Consider the following 26,732-nt stretch of genomic DNA (forward strand, 5'->3'; position numbering starts at 1 on the left):
TACGCACTTAACAAGCGGGATACCTTATAGTACCTCTAATACAACCTTGGTTTTAAACCCGGATCTGTAAGTTTTCCTTTTCTTCATGACAACAAAAAGAATACAATTTATTAATGATACTTGTTGTCCAAGATTTGGGGGTAATTATAATGTAGATGAATTAGAAAATTATTGATTTTTTGAAAGGATCAAGGTAATGAATCAAATTAGTTCAATGCCATAATGTTTTGCAAGTCTTTCTATACTGTCAATGTAGTGTTGATTTATATAAGTTCTTGTATTCTCTTTTTTTGTCCCACCAGGGAAATTTACTGTATCAATAATAGTCCGGGGGGTTAAGGCAATTTTATATTGTTCCTTCATAAATCGTTTGCCTTTTTCTGTTTGTCCCGTTAGCATAAGAAACACAATTTGTCCGAATGGTGAAAGAAGAAAACCTGTATTTTTTTCTGGAAATCTTTTAAGGTCATCAAGTGATTGGTAATCATCAAACAATGGTTTAAGATATTTTTCAAGGTCACTTTTTACTTGTTCCGCTACTTTATTTCTATCAGTACGTTTATTTAATTCATACCATTGGTCACGTTTATGGGAATAAGTTCCAAGTCTGTCTTGTATAAAACAGTCAGTAGTTTTTGGAAAGTCAGTCGGTATTTCTTGTCCCCAAGAAAGAGTTCTGATAGTTTCATTATAAAAGCCAAGATTAAATGTAAAGCTCAAACTGTCATGGTATGAGTTCCATTGACTTTTTTGAATATTAAAGCATTGTGTAATGTCGTTTGTCTGTCGGGTAAAGTGTTGTATCTTACGCTTAAACGCTAAATCTTTAAAGAAAGGTATAATTACTCCTTTAAAAATCTCGTCAAAGTCTCTCTTTAAGTTGTCAGGAGTCATTTTAGTCTGTCTGTTTATGTTTGCCGCTAACGGTTCTTTTGTGTTTGGGTGGTTTTCGGAGGTACAAAGTTAAAGTTCATTAGAAACACAAAACTTTAAGTTGGCAAGCCAGCTCACCTGTGTTACCTGTCAGCGGTTCGTTATTAATTTTTCGTCAGTCATTATTTTAATTGCTTTCGCCGTTGCACTTTTTCCGTCTGTTGATGAACCTGGAAGCATAATTAGGCGTTTTTTTATTTTGCCTTGTTCGTCTTCAAACAGCACTTCAAATCTTGAACGTGTCAAACCGGCAATTGCTTTTTTAAATTTAACTTCTTTGATTTTTTCCCGATCTATAATTGGCGTTGCAGAGTTGTTGATACTATTGACTATTCCATAAATTAAATAAATTCCCAAAAGACCAAATAGGGCTGGTTGTGCAATTTGTCCATTTTTATAACTGTCAAATGCGAAATAAAAAAGTCCGATTGATAGTCCACCGTAAATAATTAGTATTCTTGAGATGTTATTTCCAACCGTTGCCTTTGCAACATTTCCAATAATTCCGTCACGTGTGAGAACAATTTTTTCTGGTAAAATATGGCAAAAGCCTGTCTTTGTTTTAAATGTCTTTTCTTTGTCCATTGTTTCTCTGCTTGACACTTATTTCTTAAGCACATGACGAAGGTAACCTTGAAAATTTTCATAACCGTGGTTTGTAGGTTTTTCCAAGTCGATCATCTGTCCATTGCCGGTATCAAATATTTGCCAATTGTATTTCTTTGCAAGTTCTACCAATTCAAATAGTCCATTTTCACCATAAAGGCTTACTATTTTGTTACTTACCTTATCCTCCTCTATGAAGTAATCAATTGTGAAGTCTTCACCTTTAATTTCTCTATGGTCGCCATCTTTTATGATTTGCGAAAAATGACTTTCGAAAGCAGCGCAAAAGTCTGTAGCTTCTAACTGTGTGTTGTCCACTTCGTCAACCGAGGTGATTTTCTGTCGTGAATTAAATAAAACTATGTCCCAACTCATATTTTAAAGATAATTCAGTTTACGCCTATCCTCATCTCTTTCCATTGGAAAGACCGGACATTCTTAATTAACGTTCTTCTTGCAAAGATAGACTTTTTCACCCACTATACAACTTTGAGAAAAATAAAAATCAACTCAGGTTTTCGTTAAGCATGGACAGAGAGAGTTTACAACACCTTGGCATATTGGTACGTTAGTTTACTCATCTCTCAACGCTTCTGCCGGCGGCACTTTTACCGCTTTTCGGGCTGGAATCAGGATACCGAAGATAATCATCAATGCTAACAGTAGATAGGTAATGAGAAAACCGATAAAATATCTTCCGACCGTGAAAGGCATCAGATAAGTTTCGAATATCCCTTCCCTGCCAAGGATAAAGATGATGATCATCGTGGGGATCATTGCTGCCGTAAGCAATAGCAGACCTTCTATATAATATTTTTTCAATACCTCTTTGGGTGTGTCTCCGAGTGAAATACGCAGACCAATTTCACTCTTGCGGTGCTGTGTCCTGAACCAGAATATTCCGGTAATACCCAGAAAGATATTAACCAGCAAAAAGAGTACGATAAACATACGCATCTTCAGGTCGTTGATATCATCTTTCTGGAATGCTTTTTTATTGGCCGGTATCGATTGTATCTCTCCCAGATAGTAGTTGCCAAGGCGTAATTGTTGGGTCATATCCTGCCGGAAACGGCGGATAAAATTATGGTCCTCTTCCGGATTTACACGAACACAAAATTCAAGAGAAGAGACCCATTCACCCGAAAATCTTTCAAGAAAATCGTTATCCATGCGTTGCGCAAAATAAGAATTCCAATTGGAGAAATTGTCGTAACGGACAACATCGGAAACGGCTCCTATCCTGTATAACTGTGCAGAATCGCTTTTGGAGAAGGATATCTGTTGACCTACGGGTAATTCGTCTGATTTAAACAATTCTGTTACCACATCAGTAGAGAGAACGAGCTCGTTGCGTTCCAACGCTTGTACTAATTCGTCGCTACTGCCATTTACCGACTTGTATCTGAATACACGGAAGAAATCCGGCGTAACCGTTCGGTTCAATACACCATATCTTGTCTGCAATGTATCCCGGTAAATGGTCATCGACCTGTTACTCCCGATATGAGGACTGGAGTTTTGCGATATGCTGGCCGCTTCAACCATGGGATTCCGCTCAATGCGCTCCAACGCCGTATGTAAGTACCCGACAGCTGTTTCTGTGGATATATCTTTTACATATTCATGACTGCTCTCATTCAACAAGCCCAAATGCATGATATAGGTATGCTCCGTATCGAATCCCAGAGGCTTATAGTAATTATGGAGTGTGACATACACATTATCTACTATGTACCAAAGGAAGACGGAAACAATCAGCAGTTCTATCCATAAGCCGATATTTTGCTTGCGTTCGTTTTTGATGATCGTGAGGATATGCTTCAACATACTATGATTTATTTAGAATGAATAGAATCTACAATGGGCTTGTGCGATACGCTCCGTGCGGGGATAAATGCCGATAGCACATTGAGCAACAAACAGAAAAGGAAAGCATACAGGAATATGGCGGGACTGAGCAGTGACGCCGGGTTCAGCGTGACTTCTCCCAATTGGTATGCCATATCACTATTTTCATAAATGATTCCTTTTAAGGCATAGGCGGCAATATAGGAAAGAATCAACCCTACCATACCGCCCAACAGCGTTTGCAGCAGACTTTCCCACATCACTTGCGAAAGCAGGTTACCTCGAGTGGCGCCGAAGGCCCGCCTTACGCCGAGTTCGGAGAGGCGCTTCCTCATCCTGGAGTTCATCATTCCCGATAAGTTGATCGCCGGCACGATTAACAGCAATACCAATACAATGGCCGACTGCTGTACAATCGCTTTCATATCGGGTTCCATATTTGCCCATTTGCGGTGTATGTAGACAAAGTGGGTATCGGGTTGTTTGCGGTAGAATGCCTCGTAAGTGGTTGTTGCGTCATTGTATCTTTTGCGGAGTACTTCAGCTTCTTCCTTTATCGCAGAAAAATCCTTTTTACTTTTTGCCAGTATATAGACCCTGCAAACGCCTTGTATTCCTTCTTCACCACCGTCAGGAAGAACTGTCGTGGTGATTGGCGCCCATATCTGAGAGTAAGCTGCCGTTGCCACTGGGGAAACATCTTTTACTACACCGTTTACGATGAATTCAGTGTAGTCGATTAAAATACGCTGCCCGGAAACGGCCGTAGTGCCGAATGTTTTGAGGGCAGTTTTTTCTGAGATCACTACTTTTCGTAATCCGGCATCCACATCCTCTTTAGTGTAGGGTTTACCATCGATAAATGAGAAATCGAATACACGCCAGAAATCTTCATCGGTAAGCATTTTATCATAACTCTCAGCGAAGATTTGTCCCGGGATGGATGCTATCGCTGATGGTGTAAAAGGCGACACAATGGCTACAGCTTCGGCCGTTTTCAGGGTTTTAAAACATGCCTTTGCAAATGCATACGACATGGAGCCATTGCTTGATCCGCTATTCGGGGATCCTTTCTCCCTGCTCGACATCCATTTCACATAGAGCATCCGGTCGCGGTTGGTCTCGGGCGGATAGGGCGCGTTCTTCACCTGATGCGACATCACCATCACCATGATCATGCAGATCGCCAATGCCGTGCCGATAATGGAAATGGCACTCAGCACGGGATTTTCTTTTAACAGCCTCCATGCTTGTTTGAAATATTGTTGTAGCATACTTTTTTAACTAAGAAAGTAAAAATGAAAACTATGACTTTATTAATTGACAATGAATTGCAAATAGAGGTAGTCAATTAATAATCGGGATCAGTAAATCATCACATCAATTTCATGAGATTTGCCGGCCGTCGAGGAAGCGGATGATACGGGAAGTCTCTTTGGCCTTGCTTTCGTCATGCGTTACCATTACGATGGTATGGCCGTCTTCCTTGTTGAGCTTGTGGAGCAGTTCCATCACTTCGGCACCCATTTTCGAGTCGAGGTTCCCGGTCGGCTCATCGGCAAGGATAATGGACGGGTTACCGATCACGGCACGGGCGATTGCCACACGCTGGCACTGCCCTCCCGATAACTGGGTGGGAAAATGGCGCATCCGGTGCGATAGCCCGACTCGCGCAAGCACTTCTTCCGCCAGGCGGCGGCGTTCACGTGCCCCCGTCTTGCGATAGAGTAGGGGTAGTTCCACATTGTCGAGCACATTGAGCGAGTTGATCAGGTGGAAGCTCTGGAACACGAAGCCGAGGTTTTCGTTACGGAACTTGGCCAGTTCGCGATCTTTCATCTCGGCTGTCTCTTTGCCGTCGATAATCACTTTCCCGGAGGTGGGGGCATCTAACAATCCCATCACATTGAGCAGGGTGGATTTGCCACATCCCGACGGTCCCATTACCGCGAGGAATTCGCCTTGCTTCACTTCGAGATTCACGTTTTCTAACGCCACAGTTTCAATCTCTTCAGTGCGGTAAATCTTGTGTACCTTGTCTAATAAAATCATTGTTCCCATTTTTGTCATTTATTTATTTGAGTAATTATTTTTATTTTTTACATTGTCACTACCTATTCCGATTTATTGGAATTATTCAATCATCCCATCAGACCGGAATCTTCACTACGCTTCGATTGGCACTACCTGTCCCGATTTATCGGGATTAATCATTCCTCCCTCAACGCCTCCACCGGATGGATTTTTGATGCCCGGTAAGCAGGTATCCATGCGCTTAATCCGACGATTACCGCCAAAAAGATATAAGTTATGATATATGTAAAGAAAAAGCGAAGCCATTTTCGGCCGGTTATGTATATATCGTCAGGGATCCGTTTCCCAAGAGTCTCTATCAGGTCGGCCTGCACGATAAAGGTGCTGATACAAATGGCAGGAATGATGGCTATGGTCAGTAATAATATCGCTTCCAGAATAAACTGTTTTTGTAAATTCCCGCGGGTACTGCCCATTGCCATACGCACGCCTATTTCGTTGCGCCGAGAGGCAATACGGAACCAGAATGTGCCGATCACGCCCAATGCAATACAAAATAAGAAAAATGCCATGATAATCATATTGGTGCGAATTTCATTGGTCTTTCCGAACTCGTATTCTATATTGGCTTTCTTCGCTGTCATGGACTCGATATCCTCCAGATATAGATTCCCGATCCGCAATGAAGGAGTCATATCTTTTTTGAAGCCGGAGATAAACGGTTTTTCGGGTGTTCCTGCTTTCAACCGGATACACACGGCGTGGCTGTTCATATTCCCGACTGATAATGGTTCGGCAGGGATGAAAACGGCCGGTGCCGGAAGGTCGTAATCAAACCGCTTTTGGTCGTTCAGTATATCTGCAACCATATATTCCTTGCTATTATCGCCTCTGCCGATGGTTATCTTTTTGCCTATGCCTGATTGTTGTCCGAACAATTTTTTTTCGATCATACGGGTGATGAAGACCGCATTGTCCCGATACAGGTCGATACCTGCAGGACGTTCCCATGAGTTGTCCATGGCGGATGTATACCGGAAAATGCGGAAATAATCACCCGATGAGATAAACTTTCTTTCAGTAGACGTATTAATGGTATCGTATTGTATTACCCCTCCGTAAAAACCGCCGGAATTGGGGAGTGTTCCCCAGCCGGTATTGAGCAGGCTGGCCGTTTCTACCTGTCCATATTGTCTGATTTTGCGCGTGAATAGCTCCAGGTTCTGCATCATCCGGAGGGAATCGCTCTCCGCGGCATCATACCGTGAGTTTTCTTCCGGCAGCACACCATAAGTAACCACATAGGTATCGCTGATATCCGAGCCTGTCGGAATGCTTTTATTATGGAGGAGTACGAAGCAGAAATCCACAATGTACCACATCAACATGCAGACAACCAACAACTCAGCGAATATCCATCCGTTTTGCTTGCGTTGTGCCCAAATCTGTTTTAAAAGTTGTTTTATCATCTTTGAATCATGTATAGCGTATGTGAAGCGAATCAGTTATATTTTTCCGTAAGGAACGGTACACGGGGATCAATGCCGAAAGGAGGTTCATCACGAAACAAACCAGCAATACCGCCACAAATATCTTGAGATTGAAGAGCATGGACAGGGAAAAATCGACTGTTGCACCTTCCGGTAAAATATCTGCAATTTGTTTTCCCAAATCGAGTATCCAGTTGCGCGATACCGATATAAACAGATAGGAAAGCAGCAATCCCGTCAATCCCCCGCCAAAGGTCAGTAACAGGTTCTCGGTAAATATCTGGTTGAATAATTTCTTGCGCGAGGCGCCGAAGGCTTTCCTCACGCCCATTTCACTCATGCGTTGTTCCATACGGGTGCTGTTCAATCCGGAGAGGTTGATCGCCGGAACCAATAGGAATAACAATACCAACAATACGTTGTGCAATGTGATTTTATGCATGTCGGGACCGACATTCGACCAGAAACGGTTGACTTCCACTTTCTTCGTATCGGGTTGTCCTGCCAGGTTGATATTCCACTCGGTTGATTGCGCATTATAACGCCGGATATTTTCGTTGACTTCTGTGCGGATCATATCAAAGTCATCGGCTGAATGCGCCAACAGGTAAATATTCCGCATTGATCCTATCAATCCATCGAGTTCATTGTCTTCTTTGTTATAGTTTTTATTTGTAGTATAAGGTATCCACACCTGCGCATAGGTGCCCGAAAGCACATACGATACATCTTTCACGACACCCGCTATCCGAAACTCTTTAAAACCGCATTCGATGTATTTTCCTACAATATCGATCGTACCGTACAATTTTTTAGCCAGTGATTCGGATATCACCGCCGCAGGTATCCCGGAGCGGAAATCAGCTTCGGTAAAGGATTTTCCTGATAAAAAATGAAAATGAAATACATTCCAGTAGTGGTTATCTACATAGCGTACCTGAACCTTATTGAGGTAATTATCATTTGGCAGGGAGACGAATTTCGAGACAGGATCCATTGCCAATGATACCAATTCGGGCGTTTTCAGTGACAGGAAAAATAGGGTGCTGCTTTTATAAGAAAAACCTCCCGAGTTCGTCCATTGGAGGGCGGTATCTTTTGGTGTTACTATAATCGATTTCACGTACAGTGTCCTGTCGCGGTTGGTTTCAGGATAGATGTTCGCCGTTTTCACATGATTGATGATTGCCATCACCATCACCATGGAAATTCCCAATGCCGTTCCGGCAATATAAATGCCACTGAACAGTTTATTTTGCTTAATCAGATGCCACGCCTGTTTGAAGTATTGTTTGAGCATTGTTAAAAAATTAAGAACTAAAAATTAAGAACTAAGAGTGAAAAATTAAATCAGAACCAAGAATCAAGAACCAAGACTTCTTAACTTCTCAACTTCAGACTTCTTTTTTCATTATTCACATTGGCACATTATTCAATCATCACATCATCATATCTGTAAATCATCGAATCATCACATTGGCACATTAGTCACTCTTCCCTCAACGCTTCCACCGGATGCAGCTTCGCCGCCCGACGGGCAGGAATCAGTACACCGACTAAGATCGTGCCCGCCAGTATGATTGCCGTTGCAATAATCGTTATCCAAAAGCGTCCCCATGTATAGTCCATCGCATTGTTATAGGTATAGGTGACATCCCAATAAGCGAGGCTGGCGCAGATGATGAGCGCGGGAAGGAAAGCGGCGGAGAACAAAGCCAGGCTTTCAGTCATTATATAATTTAAAACACCCTTCCTGCTCGATCCCAACGCCATACGCAGGCCTATTTCCCCCTGTCGCGATTCCATCTGGAACCAGAATGTTCCCAGCATGCCGAGGAAAATGATGAACAGGAAGAAGAGGATCATCCACGTGATGATGTTGACATACTTGTTGATGCCGGTGGCGGTTTCATATACTTCGGCCTTGTAATCGTAGGAGGAGAGGCTGAAAAGATAAAACGGACCGATATTGAGTTTGCTTTTCATCTCCTCCGTAAACCGTTGTTCAAATCCGGGAATGTCGGCTTCGGGACTTATCCTGAACCCGATGACCGGGATTGTATAAGCGAGCCGGAGCATATTGAAGGGGGTATAAATAAAAAGGCCGTACCGTTCGTAGATATTGTATTTGGTGGGTTGTGAAACGCCTGCCACTCGAAATTTGAGACTGGGTTCGTAATAATCCCTGAAAGTCTTACCTGTAGCCGATTGTGTATGGAAAAGAGAATCGGCCAATTCAGGCGAGACAACCGCCCCCTGGGGAGATGTCTGGATACCCCAATCGGTGAATCCACCTTCCTTCATCTTAACTTTAAAGACCTTGTCATAATTTTCGCTGACATAGCGGATATTGGCGCCATACGCATTCTCCTCATCTGCCGTGTATCCCTGGAACATGAGATTATCGTCGTAGGGTTCGCTGGCATAGTAGTAAGCGGTGGTCTCCACGCCGGGGTATCCGTTTACCAACTGCACGATTTGCCATATCGGGTTGATCCATAAAGCCTCAATGCTGTCGGGATTGCTTCTGTCGATTGTCTGTGTCGGGTCTACGCCCAGCTTTAATCGATATACATGTTCGAGGTTTATACCCAATGGTTCGGTGTTCTTGCGGACAACCACATAGAGAAAATCCACACAGTACCATAGCAATACCGCCACGGTAACGATCTCGATAAAGATCCAGCGGTTGGACTTCCTGTTCTTCCAGAGTTGTTTGATGGCTGATTTCCACATGGTCTTATTCTCCTTTTATGGTTTCGATGATGGTGGTGCGTGATGCATTCCATACCGGAATAATTGCCGACAATAAGTTGATGATCAGACAAAACAGGAATGCGAACACAAAAAGTAACGGTCTGAAAAAAGCACTCAATGGCAAGTGGAAATTCTCCATGACATTGACCGTCATTATATCTCCCAAGAGCGCGTTTTTGAATAGAATGACGACGGTGATGGAAAGCAACAGGCCGATGATTCCACCGATGAGGGTCAGCCACAGGTTCTCAAACAGCAGTTGGCCGCCTATCTGCATATTACTCGCCCCGTAGGCTTTGCGGATGCCTATTTCTGCGCTGCGTTTCTTGATTTGCGTGGAGAGTAATCCCGACATATTGATAGCCGGCACGATCAGCAATATCAGCATAAGGATAATGAATATCCGCGCAGGATTGGTATTGCTCTCTTGAAAGAAGTTGCTTTGCGCCTGCGTGTGTACAGCTTGCTCGAAAGTGAATTCCCGCAGATTGTGATTGAATGCCGTTATATTTTCGTCAATTTCTTTTTCCAACGCTTTCAGCGATGAACCTTTTTTTGCCACAACCGCGACAAGGCAATTGCCCACCAATCCCTCCGACCGGTCAGGTACCCAGTCCATCGCGGTTTTGTCGACCACAATCCAGACATCGCTGTAAGCTTTATTAAAAAGAGAACTGACAGAGCGTACCACCCCTGTGATTTTGTAATCGGTAAACCGGATCATGATATTTTTACCGATGACGTCCGTCGTGTTGAAGAACTGCATGGCCACCTTGTCGGTGATAATGGCTTCCCTGCGGGCGGCATCCGCCTGTTCGGGAGTAAAAGGGGTTCCCGCTATGAAATCATAATTGAAAATCCGGAAATAGTTATTGTCGACGGGGCTTACAATTTTCTTTTCGAAGTTGGCCCGGCTTGTACCTACAAATCCGGCCCCCTCACCTTTGGCCATAAAATAACTTACCGTTTCGGCATGCTCAAGATTGTCAAAGATATTTTTAGCTGCAGTATAGGACATGCCACTGTTGGCCTGTGACCGGTCTTTGGTCAGGTAAGAATATCCTAAATCGGAATACAAGGTGCGGCTCCGGTTGATTTCCGGTTCCATGTCGGTAGTCCGGAAAGCATATACCATATACAACACCATCACAAAAGTAATGGTCAACGCCGTGGCCAGCACCGAGATCGCACTGAAAAGCGGATTCGACTTCCACAGTTGTATGACTTGTTTGTAATAATGTTTGAACATTTTTTTAGACTTTTAGAATCAAGAACCAAGACTTTATAAGTGAAAAATTAAAAGTTAATTCTTAACTTCTTCACTTCAGACTTCTTTTTTATTAGTCTCATTATTCACATTGGCATATTGGCATATTAGTCTCAATCAGATACCTTTAACTTGTTCTTATCCCGATACCGGCTCATGTCTGATACTACTGCACGATCGCCCGGTTCCAGGCCGGAGATCACCTCTACATATTGATAATTGCTTTCGCCCAACCTCACCTTGCGTTTTTCAAGTGTACCGCCATTCAGGACAAACAGTTCATAGGTACCCGGTCCACTGTAATAGGGTCCGTTGTCGATGTGCAGCACATCCTCCTTGACGGCATTCATCACATAGACATCGGTACGTAATCCCGAGCGTAACCGGGCGTTGTCGGGATCATCTAATTGCACGGTGAACTGGATTACGCCGTTTTTCGACAGTGGTGTCACGTTGCTGACGACGCCCGTCAGCTCATCACTCCCGACCCTGACGACTGACTTGCTTCCTACAGAAATACGGTCCCCATAACTGTCGGCAATCTCTCCGTCGATACGGAACTGAGACAGGTCCGAGAGGATGGCCACTTCAGTGCCTTGTCCCACGCGGGCACCCACCTGGTTGTTGATATAGGTGAGGATTGCTTTCCTTGGCGAGCGGATCTGTGCGTCTTCGAGGATACGTTTCGTTTCGGCCAGCGTCTTGCGGAAAATCTCGAGTTCCAGTTCCTGCACACGCAGTTCGGCATCAGCCACCTTGCGGTCGTTCTCTAATTTCTTGTGTGCCTGTTCCTGTTCTAATTTTGCCACGTTGTATTTGATCTCCACTTCACGCACCTTATCGGTGGTACCCGCCCCAATGCTGTCCAGATATTTCTCATTGACCACCTCCACCGCCATCTTATCTATCTGCATGTCATTGACTTTCAACTGCATCTGCATGTCACTAAGTGTGCTGCTGTTTTTAATGCGCTGCTGTTCAATGCGGTACTGGCGCATCTGTAGTTCGTCTAACATCTTGCGGTAGTCAGTCTCAATACTTTGAAGGTCGAGTTGTAGCAGGGGAGTACCTACATCCACGGAGTCACCGGCTCTTTTATGCACTTTCATGATGCGGCTTTCGATGGGAGCGATGACAGTCTCTTCAAATGCCGGCATCACCTTTCCCGACGCGCTTACGGTGACTTCAATTGTCCCTTTATCGACGGAGGAGAGTTGGATGTTTTTTAGAGGTATACTGTCCCGCAACAAAGAAATGATCACAGCTATGACCACTATAGAGGAGAGAATGACCGTTCCATATTTGATCCATCTTTTTCTTTTCTCTTTGAGGAGAATATCTTTGGGTATTTTTCTGTCCATGAATGTTGTTTGTTTTGCCGGATCAAAAACAAAACGTGTGCCATAAATGTAATAGATTGATTTTTAGGTGTATGATATGATATGAAGTGTCCGATATCGGACAGTGCTGTACGGAAGCGAACACCCGTATAGAAGGTCGTATTAATGTTGGTCTTTAATGTAAAGGGGCTTAAGATAGTATTGGAATAAGTATAACAAGAATAAGTATTAAAGTACAGCTGTTGCTTTTCGTATTTCTGCAAGTCGATCATTCCATGATTTGTTTTGACGGATAGTTTGCACATTATAACGAGATTGCATTTTTAGGAGCATCTCTGCCTCAATACCTAAAGCTGCTTCAAGCAGTAAGGCATATTCAGTTGTAACGGGGCGTTTACAGTTCAACACTTCATTCAGCACAGAATATGCAACACCCATTTGAGTGGCGAGTTTACGTTGTGATATACCACGAAATTCTATCTCTTCTTTCAATACTTCCCCCGGATGAGTAGGTTCATAAGGAGTGAGGTTGTTTGCTATCATGTGTGAATCAATTCCTTCAATCTTAATCATAATAAAATCATTTATAATGGCTTGATAATTCTAAGATATTACATATCGTGACAATAGGTTCAATTCCACTGATCGTTACGGTAAATTCAATTCTACATTGTTTGTTTACTCTAATTGAAGAAATACCTTTCTTGTCACCTTTCAGCACTTCATAATTTAAAGCATTGATTGTATACAGATTCTCAACATCACTCGAGTTTATAAGTATATCGATACAACGTTTGTACTTACGCACGATTTCAGGTTGAAACCGGTATTTCTTTTCTTTCGTTTGTCCGGTTTCATATAAATCTCGTAAATATCTCTTTTCAAAGGTTACAATCATACGCCTTTTTACTTTACTGGAAACAAAGATAATAGAAATTTCTCATATTCGCAAAAAGTAGAACATTTATTATTATTCAATTTTACTCAAAGTAATTCTTTTTTCAGCAAAGCATCCCAAAACGTTTTCTCCGTTCAAAAAATGGGGTGAAACAGTTGGATTTTAATTTTGTTTCTTAAGAGAATACTGAAGTTAGTAAAAATCATCTATTTGGTTACTCTGCCGGTTTTTCATGTAGTTTGCCCAGTGATTTGGCTACCACCACCGATACCATGGCGTCACCTGTAACGTTGATTACTGTGCGGCACATGTCGAGTGGACGGTCTATAGCGAAGATCAGTGCGAGACCGATTGCCAGTTTATCAGCAGCATGCTGATTCCGAAAATAATGGAAAAAATATCACCTGCAGCATCAGGCTGTTATTGCCGAAAGCCGTAAAATATTATCAAGTAATAGCCGCAATAGTGGTACTTACATATAGAATGATCGTGCAGATTCCTATGTTCCGGAAGCTCGATATATCTTTCAGGTCGGAAATCCTCTTTACTAATAATTTGAATATTAGTGCGATATCGATCAGCTTCAACAATCTGATGAAGATAGTCCCGAAAGGAGCGATCCAATCGCCTATGAACTGCTTCCCCATTAAAACAACTGACCAATATGCTGAGCACCATTCCTATTACAATCTTCCGATGAAAGGGAAGTTTTTCACTCTTTATGATGATTTTTTATTTATCATTTCCAATAATACCAGCGCATGGGTATGTACTTCATCTTTTCCGGCATAAAGCAGTGTTACGTTTTCATGTTCTTTTTCGAGGTCTTTTATCCTGCGCAGGTCTTCCTTTTCTTCTTCTTCGGAAAGTTCTTTACGGTATCGTTCGCCAAACTCTTTCCATTTTTCGGGATCGTGGCCGAACCATTTTCTTAATTCGGTCGATGGAGCGATCTCTTTCAGCCAGAGATCCACATGGGCATTTTCTTTTGATACGCCGCGCGGCCAGAGTCGGTCAATCAATATGCGATAACCGTCATCGTCGCCTAACTGTTCATATATACGCTTGATCCGGATCATATTCTTTCAGTTATAAGGTGTTGTCGTACCTGTTGGATAAATAGGGACCTATTTATAACAACAAGGAAAAACCGAAAGTTCAACAGATTCCTTTCTCAGGTATTGTGTTTATTTCCAACCACAATGCATACAGTTGCTATTTTAATTGATCTGTGTTGTTTTCACAATAAAATCTCGTAAATTTGCCTCATCAAACGATGATTGAGTATAATCATAAAAAATTACCATTATGAGATATTTGCATTCAGTGATAATATGTGCTGTGGCACTACTGATCATCTCCTGTAATCCTAAAAAAGAAGAAGTGAAGATTTTGCAGCAATCCGATTTTCCCGCTCCTCCCATAGCGGATGTACTTCCCGATACGTTTATTAACTTCGGGCAACAGCGAGTCGATAATTATTATTGGCTAAAAGACAAGAACAACCCAAAGGTAATTGATTACCTGACTGCCGAAAATGTATATACTGATAGTGTAATGGCGTCAACCAAAGGGCTTCAACAGACCATCTATGATGAGATCGTAGGCCGCATGAAAGAGGACGACGAGAGTTATCCTTCATTTAAGGATGGGTATTATTACTATAGCCGTACTGAAAAAGGGAAACAATACCGTACCTACTGCCGCCGTAAAGGCTCGATGGAGGCGCCCGAAGAAATAATTTTCGATGTGAACGCGATGGCGGAAGGCAAACCTGCATTTATTTTCAGGGGCTATTCCATCAGTCCGGATAACAGTAAGGCGGCCTATTTTTATAATGAGACCGGCTCGTATGCGGAATTCACGATGAAAGTCAAAGACCTCGCCTCGGGTGAAAATGTGGGGTTTTCGAAAGACGGCGTGGTTTCGGTGGCGTGGGCCAATGACAATAAGACGCTTTTCTATAGCCTTATCGACCAGACATTGCGCTCTTCCAAAATATACCGACAAGCGTTGGACGCATCCGAGGGTGAGCTGATATATGAAGAGAAGGACGCCCGTTTCGGTACCTATGTCTCCGGCAGCAAGACCAAACAGCATATCTTCATCACCAGTGCAAGTTCCACCACATCCGAAGAGAGATATATCTCTGCCGACCGGCCTGCCGATCCGTTCAAAGTGTTCCTCCCCCGTGTGCAGGATGTGGAGTATGAGGTGTATTCTCATAGGGATAAATTTTTTGTCCGTTATAAGGACAAGGAGAATCTCAATGGCATGATCTATGAAGTGCCGCTCACAGGCTACGAGGATCGTGCTACCTGGAAGCTGTTTGTGCCGCACGACAAGGATGTCCGCATAGAGGGGATCGATATACTGAAAGATTATGTGTTATTGGAGTTAAGGAAAAACGGTTTGGCGGAAATCCGGATCAAACCGGTGTCAGGTGAGGGAGATACAGAAACCATCGCTTTCCCTGAACCGGTTTACACGGCATCACTGGGTGGTAATCCCGAATATGATGCTGCCACATTCCGTTATTCATACACCTCGCTTAACCGCCCTACAACCTTGTATGAGTACAATATAGCCACCAAAGAGACCGGGAAACTGAAGGAGCAGGAAGTGCCCTCCGGTTTCAATCCCGGTGATTACACGGTAGAACGGCTATGGGCGACCGCCTCCGACGGGGTACAGGTGCCGATGGCTATCGTCTATAAAAAAGGATTGAAAAAAGAGGGCGGCAATCCGGCATTACTGTATTCCTATGGCAGTTATGGAATGAGTTCCGACGTCTATTTCAGCGCCAGCATGTATAGTTTGATCGACCGCGGTTTTGTATACGCCATTGCCCAGATTCGCGGTGGAAGTGACCTCGGTGAGCAGTGGTACGAAGATGGAAAATTGTTGAAAAAGAAGAATACTTTTACCGATTTCATCGCCTGCAGCGAGAAACTGATAGAGGATGGTTATACCTCTCCCGACAAATTGGCTGCCATGGGCGGAAGTGCCGGTGGTTTGCTGATGGGGGCGGTGACGAATATGCGTCCCGACCTCTACCGGACAATCGTGGCACAAGTGCCCTTTATCGACGTGGTCAATACTATGCTCGATGATACTTTGCCACTCACCACAGGCGAATATGAAGAGTGGGGAAATCCCAATGAAGAAGAATATTACAACTATATCCTCTCTTACTCTCCCTATGACAATATTATAGCACAGGATTATCCCAATATATTGATTACCGGGGGGATCAACGACTCGCAAGTGCTTTTCCATGAGCCTACGAAATATGCGGCCAGACTGCGTGCCATGAAGACGGATGATAACATCGTGCTGCTTCACATGAATATGGATTCCGGCCATGGTGGTGCTACTGGACGCTACGACGGCATCAAGGATACGGCCTTTGAGTTCGCCTTTATCCTCAACCGTGTCGGGATTGACAAATAGAAACAGCCAAGTGTATGGATCCACATCATCACGACCACGGGGATGTGAAGAATAATATGACAGAGGAGAACGGCAAATTTAGAATAGCAAAGATGGAACATTTATTGCCGATTTTATTTTCAATAGAAGCGAAAAAGAATAACTGCCTTTAACAGTACAAGATTTCTCCCACACAACCAGAAAAGCCACACAGTCTAAAAATCAAATTTATGGAACCAGAAAATCAAATTATGCTGTTGCGGGAAGCTGAAATTGAACCGACAGACGAAGTTTTGAAAAAAGCGCTCGGAAAAGAAGTTTTTGAAGTTTACGGGGATTTACTGAAAGATATTTCGAATGAATTCGGCTTGGAACACGAATGGAAGTTTTATAAAGACGGAAAAGCTTGGCTTTTTAAAGCGACCTGCAAAAAGAAAACAATTTTTTGGCTTTCAATTTGGGAAAAGTTCGTAAAGACTAGCTTTTATTTTACGGAGAAAACCCGTTCCGGGATTTTTGATTTGCCGATAAGTGGAGAAATGAAGGAAAGTTTCGATAAAACGGAACCAGTCGGAAAATTAATTCCGCTGATTTTCGACATGAATCAGAAAGAGCAATTAAAGGATTTTCGAGAAATTGTGAAATACAAGAAAAGTATAACGTAGGGGGCACTTCAACAATCCGGGTAAATACATAGGATGAAAATGGAAAATATGAGTAGTACATCACATTTTTAGTACTAATAATGTGGTTTTATATATCTTTGCGGTCGAATTATCAATCGTAAGTAGTATACAAAATCTATCCGATAGAAGTAAAATCAGGTGAAAATGTCAAAGGTAAAAGTTTGATAGTTTTCAGAGAAAAATACAGTCCGGATTTGAGCATCCGTTTCTCACCCGGAGGATTGGAATATAATGACGGCTTGTTGAATGTCCCTTTGTATTACTCATTCTTATTCAACGATTTACTTGATCATAAAGACAAATTCGACATTTGCATTCATAAAAGAATAGGCAATAGGGCCACAGATACACATGATCTTGACGCGGTGCTTTCAGGAAATTTTAATTGTTTTGGAAAACACTGCGGGAAGCTCAAGCTCGTTAGCCGTCAGCAGGCGAACAGTATGGTGGTTATATTACTTTACTCCAAATAGGTATAACCATATAATCCCGACCGGTAGTTGGAAAGGAACTCCTTGCCTTCTTCCACGGATATTTTTCCCTGCTTCACCGAGCTCATCACCCAAGTCTCGACGGTACGCACTAATTTTTTTGGATTGTACTGCGCATATTCCAGCACATCCGCCACCGATTCGCCATCAATCACCTGGTCGATTTTGTGCCCGTTTTCACTGGTCGATACATGCACCACGTTGGTGTCACCGAACAGGTTGTGCAGGTCGCCCAAGATCTCCTGGTAGGCTCCCACAAGAAATACACCGATATAATAGGACTCGTCCTTCTTGAGCGAGTGGACGGGGAGGTAGACGGAACGGAAGCCGTCCTGCGAAGCGAAGTTGGCTATTTTCCCATCGGAGTCGCAGGTGATGTCCTGTAGGGTGGCAGTCCTGTCGGGTTTTTCATCCAAACGATGGATAGGAATGATGGGGAATACCTGGTCGATTGCCCAAGAGTCGGGGAGCGACTGGAATAGCGAGAAGTTGCAGAAATATTTGTCGGGCAACAGGGTGGAGAGTTGCCTTAACTCCTCCGGCGCGTGTTTGGCACGGTTAATGGTGATATTGATTTCCCTGATGATTGAGAAATAGAGCTGTTCCATCTGCGCACGTGTTTTCAGGTCGAGCATGCCCAGACTGAAAAGGTCGAGCGACTCTTCCCTTATCTGCTGTGCGTCGTGCCATGCCTCCAACATCCGGGCTTGCGTGAGCGTATCCCAGATATTATAAAGTTCTTTCACCAATTCATGCGCATCCTCTTCAAGTTCCTGGTCTTCGGGCCATGCGGGTAAGGTCGCCGTTTCAAGTATTTCGAAGATTAGTACGGAGTGGTGTGCCGTAAGTGCGCGCCCCGATTCGGTAATAATGTCGGGGTGGGGCAGGTTATTTTTGTTTGCCGCATCCACAAAGGAAAATACGGAGTCATTCACATACTCCTGAATGGAATAGTTGATGCTGTTTTCAGTGAAGGACGAACGGGTGCCGTCGTAATCTACACCCAGTCCACCCCCTATATCCACATATTTGATCTTGAATCCCAGAGAGTGCAGCTGCACATAAAATTGGGCTGCTTCACGGAGTGCCGTTTTAATACGGCGTATTTTTGTGATCTGGCTTCCTATATGAAAATGGATGAGCTGGAAGCAATCTTCCATCTTGTTTGATTGTAGTATCTCCATGGCTTCGAGTAACTCACTCGAATTAAGTCCGAATTTGCTGGCATCGCCACCCGATTCTTCCCACTTGCCGCTGCCGGAACTGGCCAGTTTTACCCGGATACCTATGTTGGGTTTCACTTTCAGTCGTTTGGATATCTTGATGGTCAGGTCAAGCTCATTCAGTTTCTCTACCACGATAAATACTTTCTTTCCCATCTTTTGTGCCAGCAAGGCCAGTTCTATATAGCTTTCATCTTTATATCCATTGCAGATGATGAGCGAGTCATTGTCGGTATTGATGGCCAGCACGGCATGCAATTCCGGTTTGGACCCCGCTTCAAGACCGATATTAAACCGCTTTCCACTCGAAACGATCTCTTCTACCACCTGCCGCATCTGGTTTACCTTGATAGGGTAAATGATATAATTCTGAGCTTGGTATTCATATTCTTTGGAGGCGATAGCGAAGCTTTGGGATATCTTCTCAATTCGGTTATCCAATATCTCAGGAAACCGTATTAATACAGGAGCTGAAACGTCACGCAGGTACAGTTCGCGCATCAGTTCGCTCAAATCTACGCTTTGACCGGCTTCCTTGCGTGGAGTTACCTGTACATGCCCTTTTTCGTTGATGGAGAAATAACCGTTTCCCCACCCGTTGATATTATATAATTCTTCTGAATCTTCGATACGCCATTTTCTCATTCCGGCAGATACTTTTTAATGGTGATACATGAATGGTGATCAATCCACACTAGATTTGACCAATCATCCGGCAAAAATACGCATTAATTTTGTCTTTTGAAGTTATGGCCTGCAAAATGATAGCGAAAACATTTACTTTCCCTCATATTTTATTTATTTTCTTTCGCTTGTTCTCCTGAATATTTTTCCTGTTTTGTTTTTTTAAGAGATTTTTCGCAACAATCTATAGTCAAAAAACATCATACTACATATAAGCTGGAAATGTTTGTCAAACTATGTTGTTTAAAAACAGCAAAGAGATAATCAGCTTCCTAAGTTTTATTCGATATAAATTTTATCTAAATACTAAATATAAATATGATGTTATTAAAGTTCAATCCATTTCTACCGCTAATGATAATATGCCTTTTGGGGGCTGCGGCATGTAATAAAAATGACGCCGGTATGCGTGCAGGGAATTTACCGGATCCCATTCGGATAGAATTACGCTCGGCAGAGCAGGAGATGATACGTGCAGATCAGGCATTTGCTTTTGAGTTTTTTGAACAGATATTTCTGGAAGAGGTACTGGATAAAGATAAAAATTTTATGGTATCACCGTTGAGCCTGAGCATGGTGCTGTCGATGACCGGAAACGGTGCGGTCGGTGAGACGAAGGCTGCCATGCAAAAAATGCTGAAAATGGAAGATTTTTCGGATGCCGATTTTAACAGCTACTACAAAAAAATGAAGGAGGCACTCTTGAAAACGGATCCTTCCACCAAATTGTCAATCGCCAATGCGATTTTCACTAATCAGTTTATTCCCATCAAGCCCGACTTTATAGCTGCTAACCAGTCTTTTTATGACGCGACGGTAAAGCCGGTCGATTTTGGCTTGCCGCAGACAGTAAACATTATCAATAATTGGGCTTCTGACAATACCAATGAGCTGATAAAAAAAGTGATAGAGAACACTAGGGCAGAAGACCTGATGTATCTGTTCAATGCCATCTACTTCAAGGGAATCTGGACATCGGAATTCAATAAGAAAAATACGGATCAACAACCGTTTACTTATGAAAACGGTACTCGCAAACAGGTGGATATGATGAAACAGACCTCAAAATTCAACTATACTGTAGATGAGAACATGCAGTTAGTGCAACTTCCTTATGGAAATCAGGCTTTCAGCATGATGGTGTTGCTACCTGCGCAAGGGAAAAAGTTACAGGAGATAGTAACTGCGATCCGTCGGGAAGGATACTGGGAAGGGGTGAAGTCCAGTTTGCGCGAAGCCGAAATCGAACTATCCTTGCCTAAATTCAAAACCGAATACAGTAAGAAATTGAACGATGTGCTTACGAAGATGGGGATGGGAATTGCCTTTTCCGATGCTGCCGATTTTTCGAGGATGAGTGATGTGTCAGCCAAAATCAATTTTGTGAAACAAGATACTTATATCAGTACGGATGAGACAGGTACCGAAGCGGCGGCCGTCACCTCTGTTGGGATGATGATGACTTCTTTGCCCGTGACCCCGCAAAAAGTAGTGTTCAATGCCAATCATCCTTTCCTGTATATGATCCAAGAGAATTCCACCGGCGCCATTCTTTTTATGGGAGCAGTCAAAAATTTTGATAAGTAGGCTTTTATTCATATCCTCATTTTTTATCACTCAACGTGTTTTATGCATTGAGTGATTTTTTTATTTATATTTTGTCTCTTTTCCGTAATTCTATTTTTTCCTATTTATCCCTTTGAGTTTCAGTGAAGTTGTGCTAATTGGAAAACTTTTTCCCTTTTGCTGAAAATTAATCATTTGATTATTAGTGTGTTGATATTTTTTTTGGAAAACTTTTTATTTTTGTTGATAAAAAAATAGATAAATATTTTGCATTCTTAGAAACTTTCCATAAAATTGCAGAACCAAAAACCTTACTTTATAAATTTTGTTATAGATTTGGAAAGAAGGAGTCATTATTAAAAGACAGTTTTAATCATTTATTAATTTTTTTTCCCGATGAAGAAGAAAACATACACTTTTGACGAAGCCTATAAAGCCTCCCTTAATTATTTCCAGGGCGATGAACTGGCAGCCAAGGTGTGGGTAAGCAAGTATGCCCTTAAAGACAGCCAGGGAGCGATTTACGAGAAAACCCCGGAAGATATGCATTGGCGATTGGCTAATGAAGTTGCCCGGATCGAAAAAAAATACACCAATCCATTGAGTGAAAAAGAACTTTTCGATCTGTTTGACCGGTTCCGTTATATTATCCCTCAGGGAAGTCCTATGACCGGTATCGGGAATCAATACCAGGTGGCATCGTTATCCAACTGTTTTGTGATAGGAATGGATGGTGATGCGGATTCCTATGGTGCTATCATCCGTATCGATGAGGAACAGGTGCAGCTGATGAAACGCCGGGGTGGTGTAGGGCATGACCTATCCCATATCCGGCCGAAAGGATCTCCTGTGAAGAACTCAGCGCTCACTTCTACCGGCTTGGTACCTTTTATGGAACGCTATTCCAATTCCACCCGTGAAGTGGCACAGGATGGTCGCCGTGGAGCCCTGATGCTGAGCGTGTCGATCAAGCATCCCGATTCGGAAGATTTTATCAATGCCAAATTGGAACAGGGTAAAGTGACCGGCGCCAATATCTCTGTGAAAATTGATGACGGATTCATGGAAGCGGCATCAGAGGGAAAACCTTATGTGCAGAAGTTTCCTATCGACTCCGATAATCCCAAATATGAAAAAACAATCAATGCGGAGAAATTATGGAAAAAAATTGTGCACAACGCGTGGCAGTCGGCCGAACCCGGCGTGTTATTCTGGGATACCATTATCCGTGAGTCTATTCCCGATTGTTATGCCGATCTAGGCTTCCAAACCGTTTCGACAAATCCATGCGGTGAAATCCCGTTGTGTCCCTATGATAGTTGCCGTCTGTTGGCTATCAACCTCTATTCTTATGTGGTGAATCCGTTTAAGGAAGATGCTTATTTCGATTTTGAACTGTTTGGCAAACATGTACGGTTGGCACAACGCATCATGGATGATATCGTGGATCTGGAAGCAGAGAAAATAGATATGATCCTCGAAAAAATAGAAGCAGACCCTGAATCCGAAGAGGTGAAATCGTCGGAGCGTAATCTTTGGAAGAAGATTCAGCGTAAAACCCTGCAAGGGCGTCGTACCGGTGTGGGTATTACTGCCGAAGGCGATATGCTGGCAGCACTTGGTATCCGTTATGGTACCGACGAGGGGAATGATTTTTCTGAAAAAGTACACCGTATCGTAGCGCTTAATGCCTATGCTTCTTCGGTGGAAATGGCAAAAGAACGGGGGGCGTTCGAGATATTCGATTTTGAAAGAGAAAAAAATAATCCCTTTATTAATCGCTTGAAAGAAGCTGATCCCCGGCTTTATGAGGATATGGCAAAATATGGAAGGCGGAATATAGCACTCTTGACTATTGCACCCACCGGAACGACCAGTCTGATGTCCCAAACCACTTCGGGAATAGAGCCTGTATTCCTGCCTGTCTATACTCGTCGCCGCAAGGTGAATCCCAATGACAAGGAGGTGAAGATTGATTTTGTGGATGAAAATGGCGATTCATGGGAAGAATATACCGTATTTCATCATAAGTTCGTTGACTGGATGGAAGCCAACGGCTATACAACCACCAAGCGCTACACCAATGAAGAGATTGAAGAACTGGTGGCTAAGTCGCCTTATTATAAAGCTACATCCAACGATGTAGACTGGTTGCAAAAGGTGAAGATGCAAGGGAGGGTGCAGAAATGGGTAGATCATTCCATCAGTGTTACCATCAATTTGCCGAATGATGTAGATGAGGAACTGGTGGGTCAATTATATATGGAAGCATGGAAGAGCGGCTGTAAAGGATGTACCGTATATCGTGACGGCTCACGTGCCGGTGTACTTATTTCCAATGGTGACAAAGATGAGAAGAAAAAAGACAATGATTGCTACGAATTACCGCCCATTGTCACTTCGCGTCCCGTAGAGCTGGAAGCTGACGTGATCAAGTTCCAGAATAATAAGGAGAAATGGATCGCTTTTATCGGATTGCATAATGGCCGGCCATATGAGATCTTCACAGGTATCAATGACGAAGACGATGGTATCATGTTGCCCAAGAACGTCACGTCGGGAAAGATTATCAAGGCATATGACAGTGACGGCCGAAAACACTACGATTTCCAGTTTCAGAACAGACGGGGGTACAAGGTGACCATCGAAGGTCTGGATGGTAAGTTTAATCCCGAGTATTGGAACTATGCGAAATTGATTTCCGGCGTATTGCGTTACGGCATGCCAATCGATCAGGTAATCAAATTGGTATCGGGACTGGAACTCGACAGTGAAACGATCAATACATGGAAAAACGGTGTGGAGCGCGCGCTGAAGAAATACCTCCCTAATGAGTCCGAGGCTAAGGGGCAAAAATGTCCCGTCTGCGGACAGGAGACATTGGTCTACCAGGAAGGATGCCTCAAATGCCGCAATTGCGGTGCTTCCAAGTGCTAGAACCTGTGCCGTAAAAGAATATTACTTAATTTCTGCCCCGTCCTTCCGGTTCAACTACCGGGATGACGGGGCAGTTTTCTTTATGGCCGTCCCATTATGGGGACTAACTCCTATCCTGTGCAGCCTTGGGTGTTAAGGATAAATCAAAGACGAAACTAAAAATAGTACCCGATACTTGCAAAAGGATAAAGTGTTTTGGAAAGGGTGGAGTATCCCAGTTCGAGTGAGAGTGGTCCCAGCCTGGTGAGGTTGGAGTAGCCGATGCTTCCGCCAAAGAAATATTTGCCGTCCAGTAGTTTCAGCAGTTCGTCGTGATGCACGATTCCATTCAAACGCAAGAGAAGATGCTGCTTTGAAGCGACGCGATAGCGGATTTCCGTGGAGAGCATGCCTACCGCGTCTTTCATTAATTCCATACCGCGCGATCCTTGCAATGCTATCTGTTGGGGAACGTAATGTCCTTTGTATTGTCCGCCTACAAAATTGGCATATGCCAACGGGATGCTGTCATTGGCGTTGAAAATAGCCCGTCCCGACACTTCGGGGGTGATGGTGAGTTTATTGGACAACCTGAATGGCTTAAAAAAGTTTATATCCAATACGTTAAGAGGTGCTTTACCATACATCTGATAGAGATTGTCGGTATGAAGGGCGTATTGAAAGGATAAATACTGCCCGGAAGTGGGTAGGTAGCTCCTGTTGAGATTATCGTAAGTTCCCTTGATGAAATAATTTATATACATCTTGTCCTTCAGTTTCAAGCCTGAAGCCTGGTAATTCGGTTCGCTCCGAAGTCTGGACCGGAAATGGAAATTATCGATATATGCACCCAAATGCAGCTGTATGTTGTATAAATAAAATTCCGAAAAATTGAGGAGAAGGTTGCTTCTTGTGAAATCGAGCTTATAAGCGGATTCTCCTCTTTTATAGATGTCAATTTCGTTGAGGCTTATCTTGCCGGTAATACCACCTCTGTAAAAAGGACCCCTGTTGAGGGTATAATTGACTTCCAGATAGGAATTACGACTCAAACGCGCTGTGACGTCGACAACGGAATTCATCGAAGAATTGAGCCGTATGGATGTATGTGCGAGGATGGCCGACAAATCTCTTATGTCGAAACGCAGACCGATATCGATTGTGTTAAGGCTCTTTTCCTCCACCGTGAATACCAGATCGAATGGTGATTGTCCGTCCAGCCGGTAAAAAACTTTGGTGAACAGCCCGCTCCCATAAATTTGGGAAGTGAGCTCTTCCAACTCCCGGCGTGTAATCTTGTTGTCCCGTAGGTCCATTCTTTTTATCATATCCTCCTCTTCAACTTTTGAAAGGCCTTCGAACCGGATACTGCTTATTTTCAGTGTATCCATTTTGATATAGGGGTTCTCAATCTTTTGCATTCCCTTTACGGAATCCGGTATGGCCAGCATTCTTTTCAGCGCTATAAGCTCGTCCATCTTTTCCCTGGCGGCTTGTTCTCCCCGGTTTATGATGGTGTCGATGCCCGGACTTTCAAAATCCAACGTTCCGTATGGGTAAATATTAGGCGTGATGAGTATATGGGTATTGGCGATGTTTTGTTTTAGTTTATCCTGTCCGGTAAAATCCAATAGTTGGCTCATCACTTCGCTAAGTGTGCCACGCTCCTTCTCAATTTTCTTTTGATCGTCGGGCATCCTTACGCCGATTACGATATCTGCCCCCATGTCCCGTACCACATCTACCGGATAATTATTGATGATTCCTCCGTCTATAAGCAGCATCGAATCTTTTTCTACAGGTGCAAACATACCCGGGATAGCCATACTGGCCCGTATAGCTTCAGGCAGGCTCCCTTCCCTGAGAACTACCTCACTCGCAGTACGGGTATCGGCAGCCACACATGCGAACGGAATGGGGAAATCATTGAAATCCATGGAGCCCTGATAGCCTATTGTAAGGTTTGAAAACAGGCTGTAGAGGTTTTGGCCGATGACTACACCCTGTGGTAGCCGTACTTGCCCTTTTCTTTCTTTTACCTGCACTTCGTAAGGCAGCGAAAAGATAAATTCCGGATTGTCTTTCAATGAAGCTGGAAGGTATTCCCTGTATACACCGTCGCTCAACAGGTGGGGCCAGTCCTGTTGCTTAATCAGCGAATCGATTGTATGCGTGTCGTATCCTATAGCATAAAGCCCGCCCACAATGGCGCCCATACTGGTCCCGGCGATATAGTCGATAGGTATGCCTATTTCTTCCAATACTTTGAGAGTTCCTATGTGAGCAAAACCCTTGGCTCCCCCGCCACTGAGTACTACTCCTACCTTCGGACGGTCTTTGTGTGTTCCCGACGTAGGAATAAGGGCCGAAGTATTTTCCTGACCTACAATCGCCGCAATAAAAAGAATGCGGGTAAAAAATAAAATGAGTGGTTTACGCATATCAATCTTTATAGATAGTATCTTTATAATTATAAACAAAAATGTTATTCTTATGTTTTCGACGGATTCTATATCCGCCGATTTTTTATGGGTAATAGTGTGTTTGCCATAGCTGTT

The 26,732-nt window shown here is 43.3% G+C and carries 22 protein-coding genes; 4 read left to right on the top strand and 18 right to left on the bottom strand.

Features of this window, described 5'->3' with window-relative positions:
- Positions 1 to 201: 201 nt before the first annotated feature.
- The 16 genes from B4G81_RS11910 to B4G81_RS11980 all read right to left on the bottom strand — a co-directional run bounded on the left by B4G81_RS11910 (position 202) and on the right by B4G81_RS11980 (position 14,255).
- A complete protein-coding gene (locus B4G81_RS11910; RefSeq protein ID WP_294082798.1) occupies positions 202 to 894 on the bottom strand; it encodes a DUF4304 domain-containing protein in 693 nt (230 codons plus the stop codon).
- Between the two features lie 129 nt (positions 895 to 1,023).
- Positions 1,024 to 1,518, bottom strand: a complete 495-nt coding sequence (locus tag B4G81_RS11915) for a hypothetical protein (RefSeq protein WP_294082799.1) — start codon at positions 1,516 to 1,518, stop codon at positions 1,024 to 1,026.
- A gap of 18 nt (positions 1,519 to 1,536) precedes the next feature.
- Positions 1,537 to 1,914, bottom strand: coding sequence for a hypothetical protein (locus B4G81_RS11920; protein ID WP_294082800.1), 378 nt, complete (start codon positions 1,912 to 1,914; stop codon positions 1,537 to 1,539).
- A 198-nt stretch (positions 1,915 to 2,112) separates the two neighbouring features.
- Entirely contained in the window at positions 2,113 to 3,369 is a 1,257-nt protein-coding gene (locus B4G81_RS11925; RefSeq protein ID WP_294082801.1) for an ABC transporter permease, read from the bottom strand.
- 8 nt (positions 3,370 to 3,377) lie between these two features.
- A complete protein-coding gene (locus B4G81_RS11930) occupies positions 3,378 to 4,664 on the bottom strand; it encodes an ABC transporter permease (RefSeq protein WP_294082802.1) in 1,287 nt (428 codons plus the stop codon).
- A 112-nt stretch (positions 4,665 to 4,776) separates the two neighbouring features.
- Complete coding sequence (locus B4G81_RS11935) at positions 4,777 to 5,442, bottom strand: ABC transporter ATP-binding protein (protein WP_294082886.1); 666 nt, start codon at positions 5,440 to 5,442, stop codon at positions 4,777 to 4,779.
- Between the two features lie 158 nt (positions 5,443 to 5,600).
- The gene (locus B4G81_RS11940; protein WP_294082803.1) at positions 5,601 to 6,893 is read right to left on the bottom strand and encodes an ABC transporter permease; all 1,293 of its coding nucleotides are present in this window, start codon (positions 6,891 to 6,893) and stop codon (positions 5,601 to 5,603) included.
- A 7-nt stretch (positions 6,894 to 6,900) separates the two neighbouring features.
- Complete coding sequence (locus tag B4G81_RS11945) at positions 6,901 to 8,214, bottom strand: ABC transporter permease (RefSeq protein WP_294082804.1); 1,314 nt, start codon at positions 8,212 to 8,214, stop codon at positions 6,901 to 6,903.
- Between the two features lie 188 nt (positions 8,215 to 8,402).
- A complete protein-coding gene (locus B4G81_RS11950) occupies positions 8,403 to 9,650 on the bottom strand; it encodes an ABC transporter permease (RefSeq protein WP_294082805.1) in 1,248 nt (415 codons plus the stop codon).
- A 4-nt stretch (positions 9,651 to 9,654) separates the two neighbouring features.
- The gene (locus tag B4G81_RS11955) at positions 9,655 to 10,920 is read right to left on the bottom strand and encodes an ABC transporter permease (protein ID WP_294082806.1); all 1,266 of its coding nucleotides are present in this window, start codon (positions 10,918 to 10,920) and stop codon (positions 9,655 to 9,657) included.
- A 131-nt stretch (positions 10,921 to 11,051) separates the two neighbouring features.
- Complete coding sequence (locus tag B4G81_RS11960) at positions 11,052 to 12,299, bottom strand: efflux RND transporter periplasmic adaptor subunit (protein ID WP_294082807.1); 1,248 nt, start codon at positions 12,297 to 12,299, stop codon at positions 11,052 to 11,054.
- Between the two features lie 207 nt (positions 12,300 to 12,506).
- Complete coding sequence (locus B4G81_RS11965; protein WP_294082808.1) at positions 12,507 to 12,851, bottom strand: HigA family addiction module antitoxin; 345 nt, start codon at positions 12,849 to 12,851, stop codon at positions 12,507 to 12,509.
- 7 nt (positions 12,852 to 12,858) lie between these two features.
- Positions 12,859 to 13,176 carry a type II toxin-antitoxin system RelE/ParE family toxin gene (locus B4G81_RS11970; protein ID WP_294082809.1) on the bottom strand — a complete coding sequence of 106 codons (318 nt, stop codon included), beginning with the start codon at positions 13,174 to 13,176 and terminating at the stop codon, positions 12,859 to 12,861.
- A 214-nt stretch (positions 13,177 to 13,390) separates the two neighbouring features.
- A complete protein-coding gene (locus B4G81_RS15250; RefSeq protein WP_414703199.1) occupies positions 13,391 to 13,534 on the bottom strand; it encodes a cation:dicarboxylate symporter family transporter in 144 nt (47 codons plus the stop codon).
- 88 nt (positions 13,535 to 13,622) lie between these two features.
- Positions 13,623 to 13,823 (bottom strand): cation:dicarboxylate symporter family transporter, encoded by a 201-nt coding sequence (locus B4G81_RS11975; protein WP_294082810.1) that lies wholly within the window; start codon positions 13,821 to 13,823, stop codon positions 13,623 to 13,625.
- Between the two features lie 72 nt (positions 13,824 to 13,895).
- Positions 13,896 to 14,255 carry a DUF488 domain-containing protein gene (locus B4G81_RS11980; protein ID WP_294082812.1) on the bottom strand — a complete coding sequence of 120 codons (360 nt, stop codon included), beginning with the start codon at positions 14,253 to 14,255 and terminating at the stop codon, positions 13,896 to 13,898.
- Between the two features lie 229 nt (positions 14,256 to 14,484).
- Between B4G81_RS11980 and B4G81_RS11985 the strand changes: the two genes are divergently transcribed.
- Positions 14,485 to 16,629, top strand: coding sequence for a S9 family peptidase (locus B4G81_RS11985; RefSeq protein WP_294082814.1), 2,145 nt, complete (start codon positions 14,485 to 14,487; stop codon positions 16,627 to 16,629).
- Between the two features lie 209 nt (positions 16,630 to 16,838).
- Positions 16,839 to 17,273: a DUF3788 family protein gene (locus B4G81_RS11990; RefSeq protein ID WP_294082816.1), complete on the top strand. Its 435-nt coding sequence runs from the start codon at positions 16,839 to 16,841 to the stop codon at positions 17,271 to 17,273.
- 481 nt (positions 17,274 to 17,754) lie between these two features.
- Here B4G81_RS11990 and speA read toward each other — a convergent pair whose 3' ends face one another.
- Positions 17,755 to 19,653: a biosynthetic arginine decarboxylase gene (gene speA / locus B4G81_RS11995; protein ID WP_294082818.1), complete on the bottom strand. Its 1,899-nt coding sequence runs from the start codon at positions 19,651 to 19,653 to the stop codon at positions 17,755 to 17,757.
- Positions 19,654 to 20,097: 444 nt separating this feature from the next.
- On the opposite strand from speA, the gene B4G81_RS12000 reads away from it, so the two are divergent.
- Together B4G81_RS12000 and B4G81_RS12005 are read left to right on the top strand one after the other, a co-directional pair.
- Complete coding sequence (locus B4G81_RS12000) at positions 20,098 to 21,279, top strand: serpin family protein (protein WP_294082820.1); 1,182 nt, start codon at positions 20,098 to 20,100, stop codon at positions 21,277 to 21,279.
- Between the two features lie 375 nt (positions 21,280 to 21,654).
- On the top strand, positions 21,655 to 24,195 hold the full coding sequence (locus B4G81_RS12005) for an adenosylcobalamin-dependent ribonucleoside-diphosphate reductase (RefSeq protein WP_294082822.1): 2,541 nt from the start codon (positions 21,655 to 21,657) through the stop codon (positions 24,193 to 24,195).
- Between the two features lie 155 nt (positions 24,196 to 24,350).
- Here B4G81_RS12005 and B4G81_RS12010 read toward each other — a convergent pair whose 3' ends face one another.
- Positions 24,351 to 26,615, bottom strand: a complete 2,265-nt coding sequence (locus B4G81_RS12010) for a patatin-like phospholipase family protein (RefSeq protein ID WP_294082824.1) — start codon at positions 26,613 to 26,615, stop codon at positions 24,351 to 24,353.
- Positions 26,616 to 26,732: the final 117 nt, after the last annotated feature.

The organism is Proteiniphilum sp. UBA5384 (genome assembly GCF_002410825.1).
Taxonomy (GTDB): Bacteria; Bacteroidota; Bacteroidia; order Bacteroidales; family Dysgonomonadaceae; genus Proteiniphilum.

Bases quoted from the DNA above. Each gene is read 5' to 3' on its own strand.
- B4G81_RS11910 (WP_294082798.1), bottom strand. From the start codon at position 894: ATGACTCCTGACAACTTAAAGAGAGACTTTGACGAGATTTTTAAAGGA.
- B4G81_RS11915 (WP_294082799.1), bottom strand. From the start codon at position 1,518: ATGGACAAAGAAAAGACATTTAAAACAAAGACAGGCTTTTGCCATATT.
- B4G81_RS11920 (WP_294082800.1), bottom strand. From the start codon at position 1,914: ATGAGTTGGGACATAGTTTTATTTAATTCACGACAGAAAATCACCTCG.
- B4G81_RS11925 (WP_294082801.1), bottom strand. From the start codon at position 3,369: ATGTTGAAGCATATCCTCACGATCATCAAAAACGAACGCAAGCAAAAT.
- B4G81_RS11930 (WP_294082802.1), bottom strand. From the start codon at position 4,664: ATGCTACAACAATATTTCAAACAAGCATGGAGGCTGTTAAAAGAAAAT.
- B4G81_RS11935 (WP_294082886.1), bottom strand. From the start codon at position 5,442: ATGATTTTATTAGACAAGGTACACAAGATTTACCGCACTGAAGAGATT.
- B4G81_RS11940 (WP_294082803.1), bottom strand. From the start codon at position 6,893: ATGATAAAACAACTTTTAAAACAGATTTGGGCACAACGCAAGCAAAAC.
- B4G81_RS11945 (WP_294082804.1), bottom strand. From the start codon at position 8,214: ATGCTCAAACAATACTTCAAACAGGCGTGGCATCTGATTAAGCAAAAT.
- B4G81_RS11950 (WP_294082805.1), bottom strand. From the start codon at position 9,650: ATGTGGAAATCAGCCATCAAACAACTCTGGAAGAACAGGAAGTCCAAC.
- B4G81_RS11955 (WP_294082806.1), bottom strand. From the start codon at position 10,920: ATGTTCAAACATTATTACAAACAAGTCATACAACTGTGGAAGTCGAAT.
- B4G81_RS11960 (WP_294082807.1), bottom strand. From the start codon at position 12,299: ATGGACAGAAAAATACCCAAAGATATTCTCCTCAAAGAGAAAAGAAAA.
- B4G81_RS11965 (WP_294082808.1), bottom strand. From the start codon at position 12,851: ATGATTAAGATTGAAGGAATTGATTCACACATGATAGCAAACAACCTC.
- B4G81_RS11970 (WP_294082809.1), bottom strand. From the start codon at position 13,176: ATGATTGTAACCTTTGAAAAGAGATATTTACGAGATTTATATGAAACC.
- B4G81_RS11975 (WP_294082810.1), bottom strand. From the start codon at position 13,823: ATGGGGAAGCAGTTCATAGGCGATTGGATCGCTCCTTTCGGGACTATC.
- B4G81_RS11980 (WP_294082812.1), bottom strand. From the start codon at position 14,255: ATGATCCGGATCAAGCGTATATATGAACAGTTAGGCGACGATGACGGT.
- B4G81_RS11985 (WP_294082814.1), top strand. From the start codon at position 14,485: ATGAGATATTTGCATTCAGTGATAATATGTGCTGTGGCACTACTGATC.
- B4G81_RS11990 (WP_294082816.1), top strand. From the start codon at position 16,839: ATGGAACCAGAAAATCAAATTATGCTGTTGCGGGAAGCTGAAATTGAA.
- speA (WP_294082818.1), bottom strand. From the start codon at position 19,653: ATGAGAAAATGGCGTATCGAAGATTCAGAAGAATTATATAATATCAAC.
- B4G81_RS12000 (WP_294082820.1), top strand. From the start codon at position 20,098: ATGCGTGCAGGGAATTTACCGGATCCCATTCGGATAGAATTACGCTCG.
- B4G81_RS12005 (WP_294082822.1), top strand. From the start codon at position 21,655: ATGAAGAAGAAAACATACACTTTTGACGAAGCCTATAAAGCCTCCCTT.
- B4G81_RS12010 (WP_294082824.1), bottom strand. From the start codon at position 26,615: ATGCGTAAACCACTCATTTTATTTTTTACCCGCATTCTTTTTATTGCG.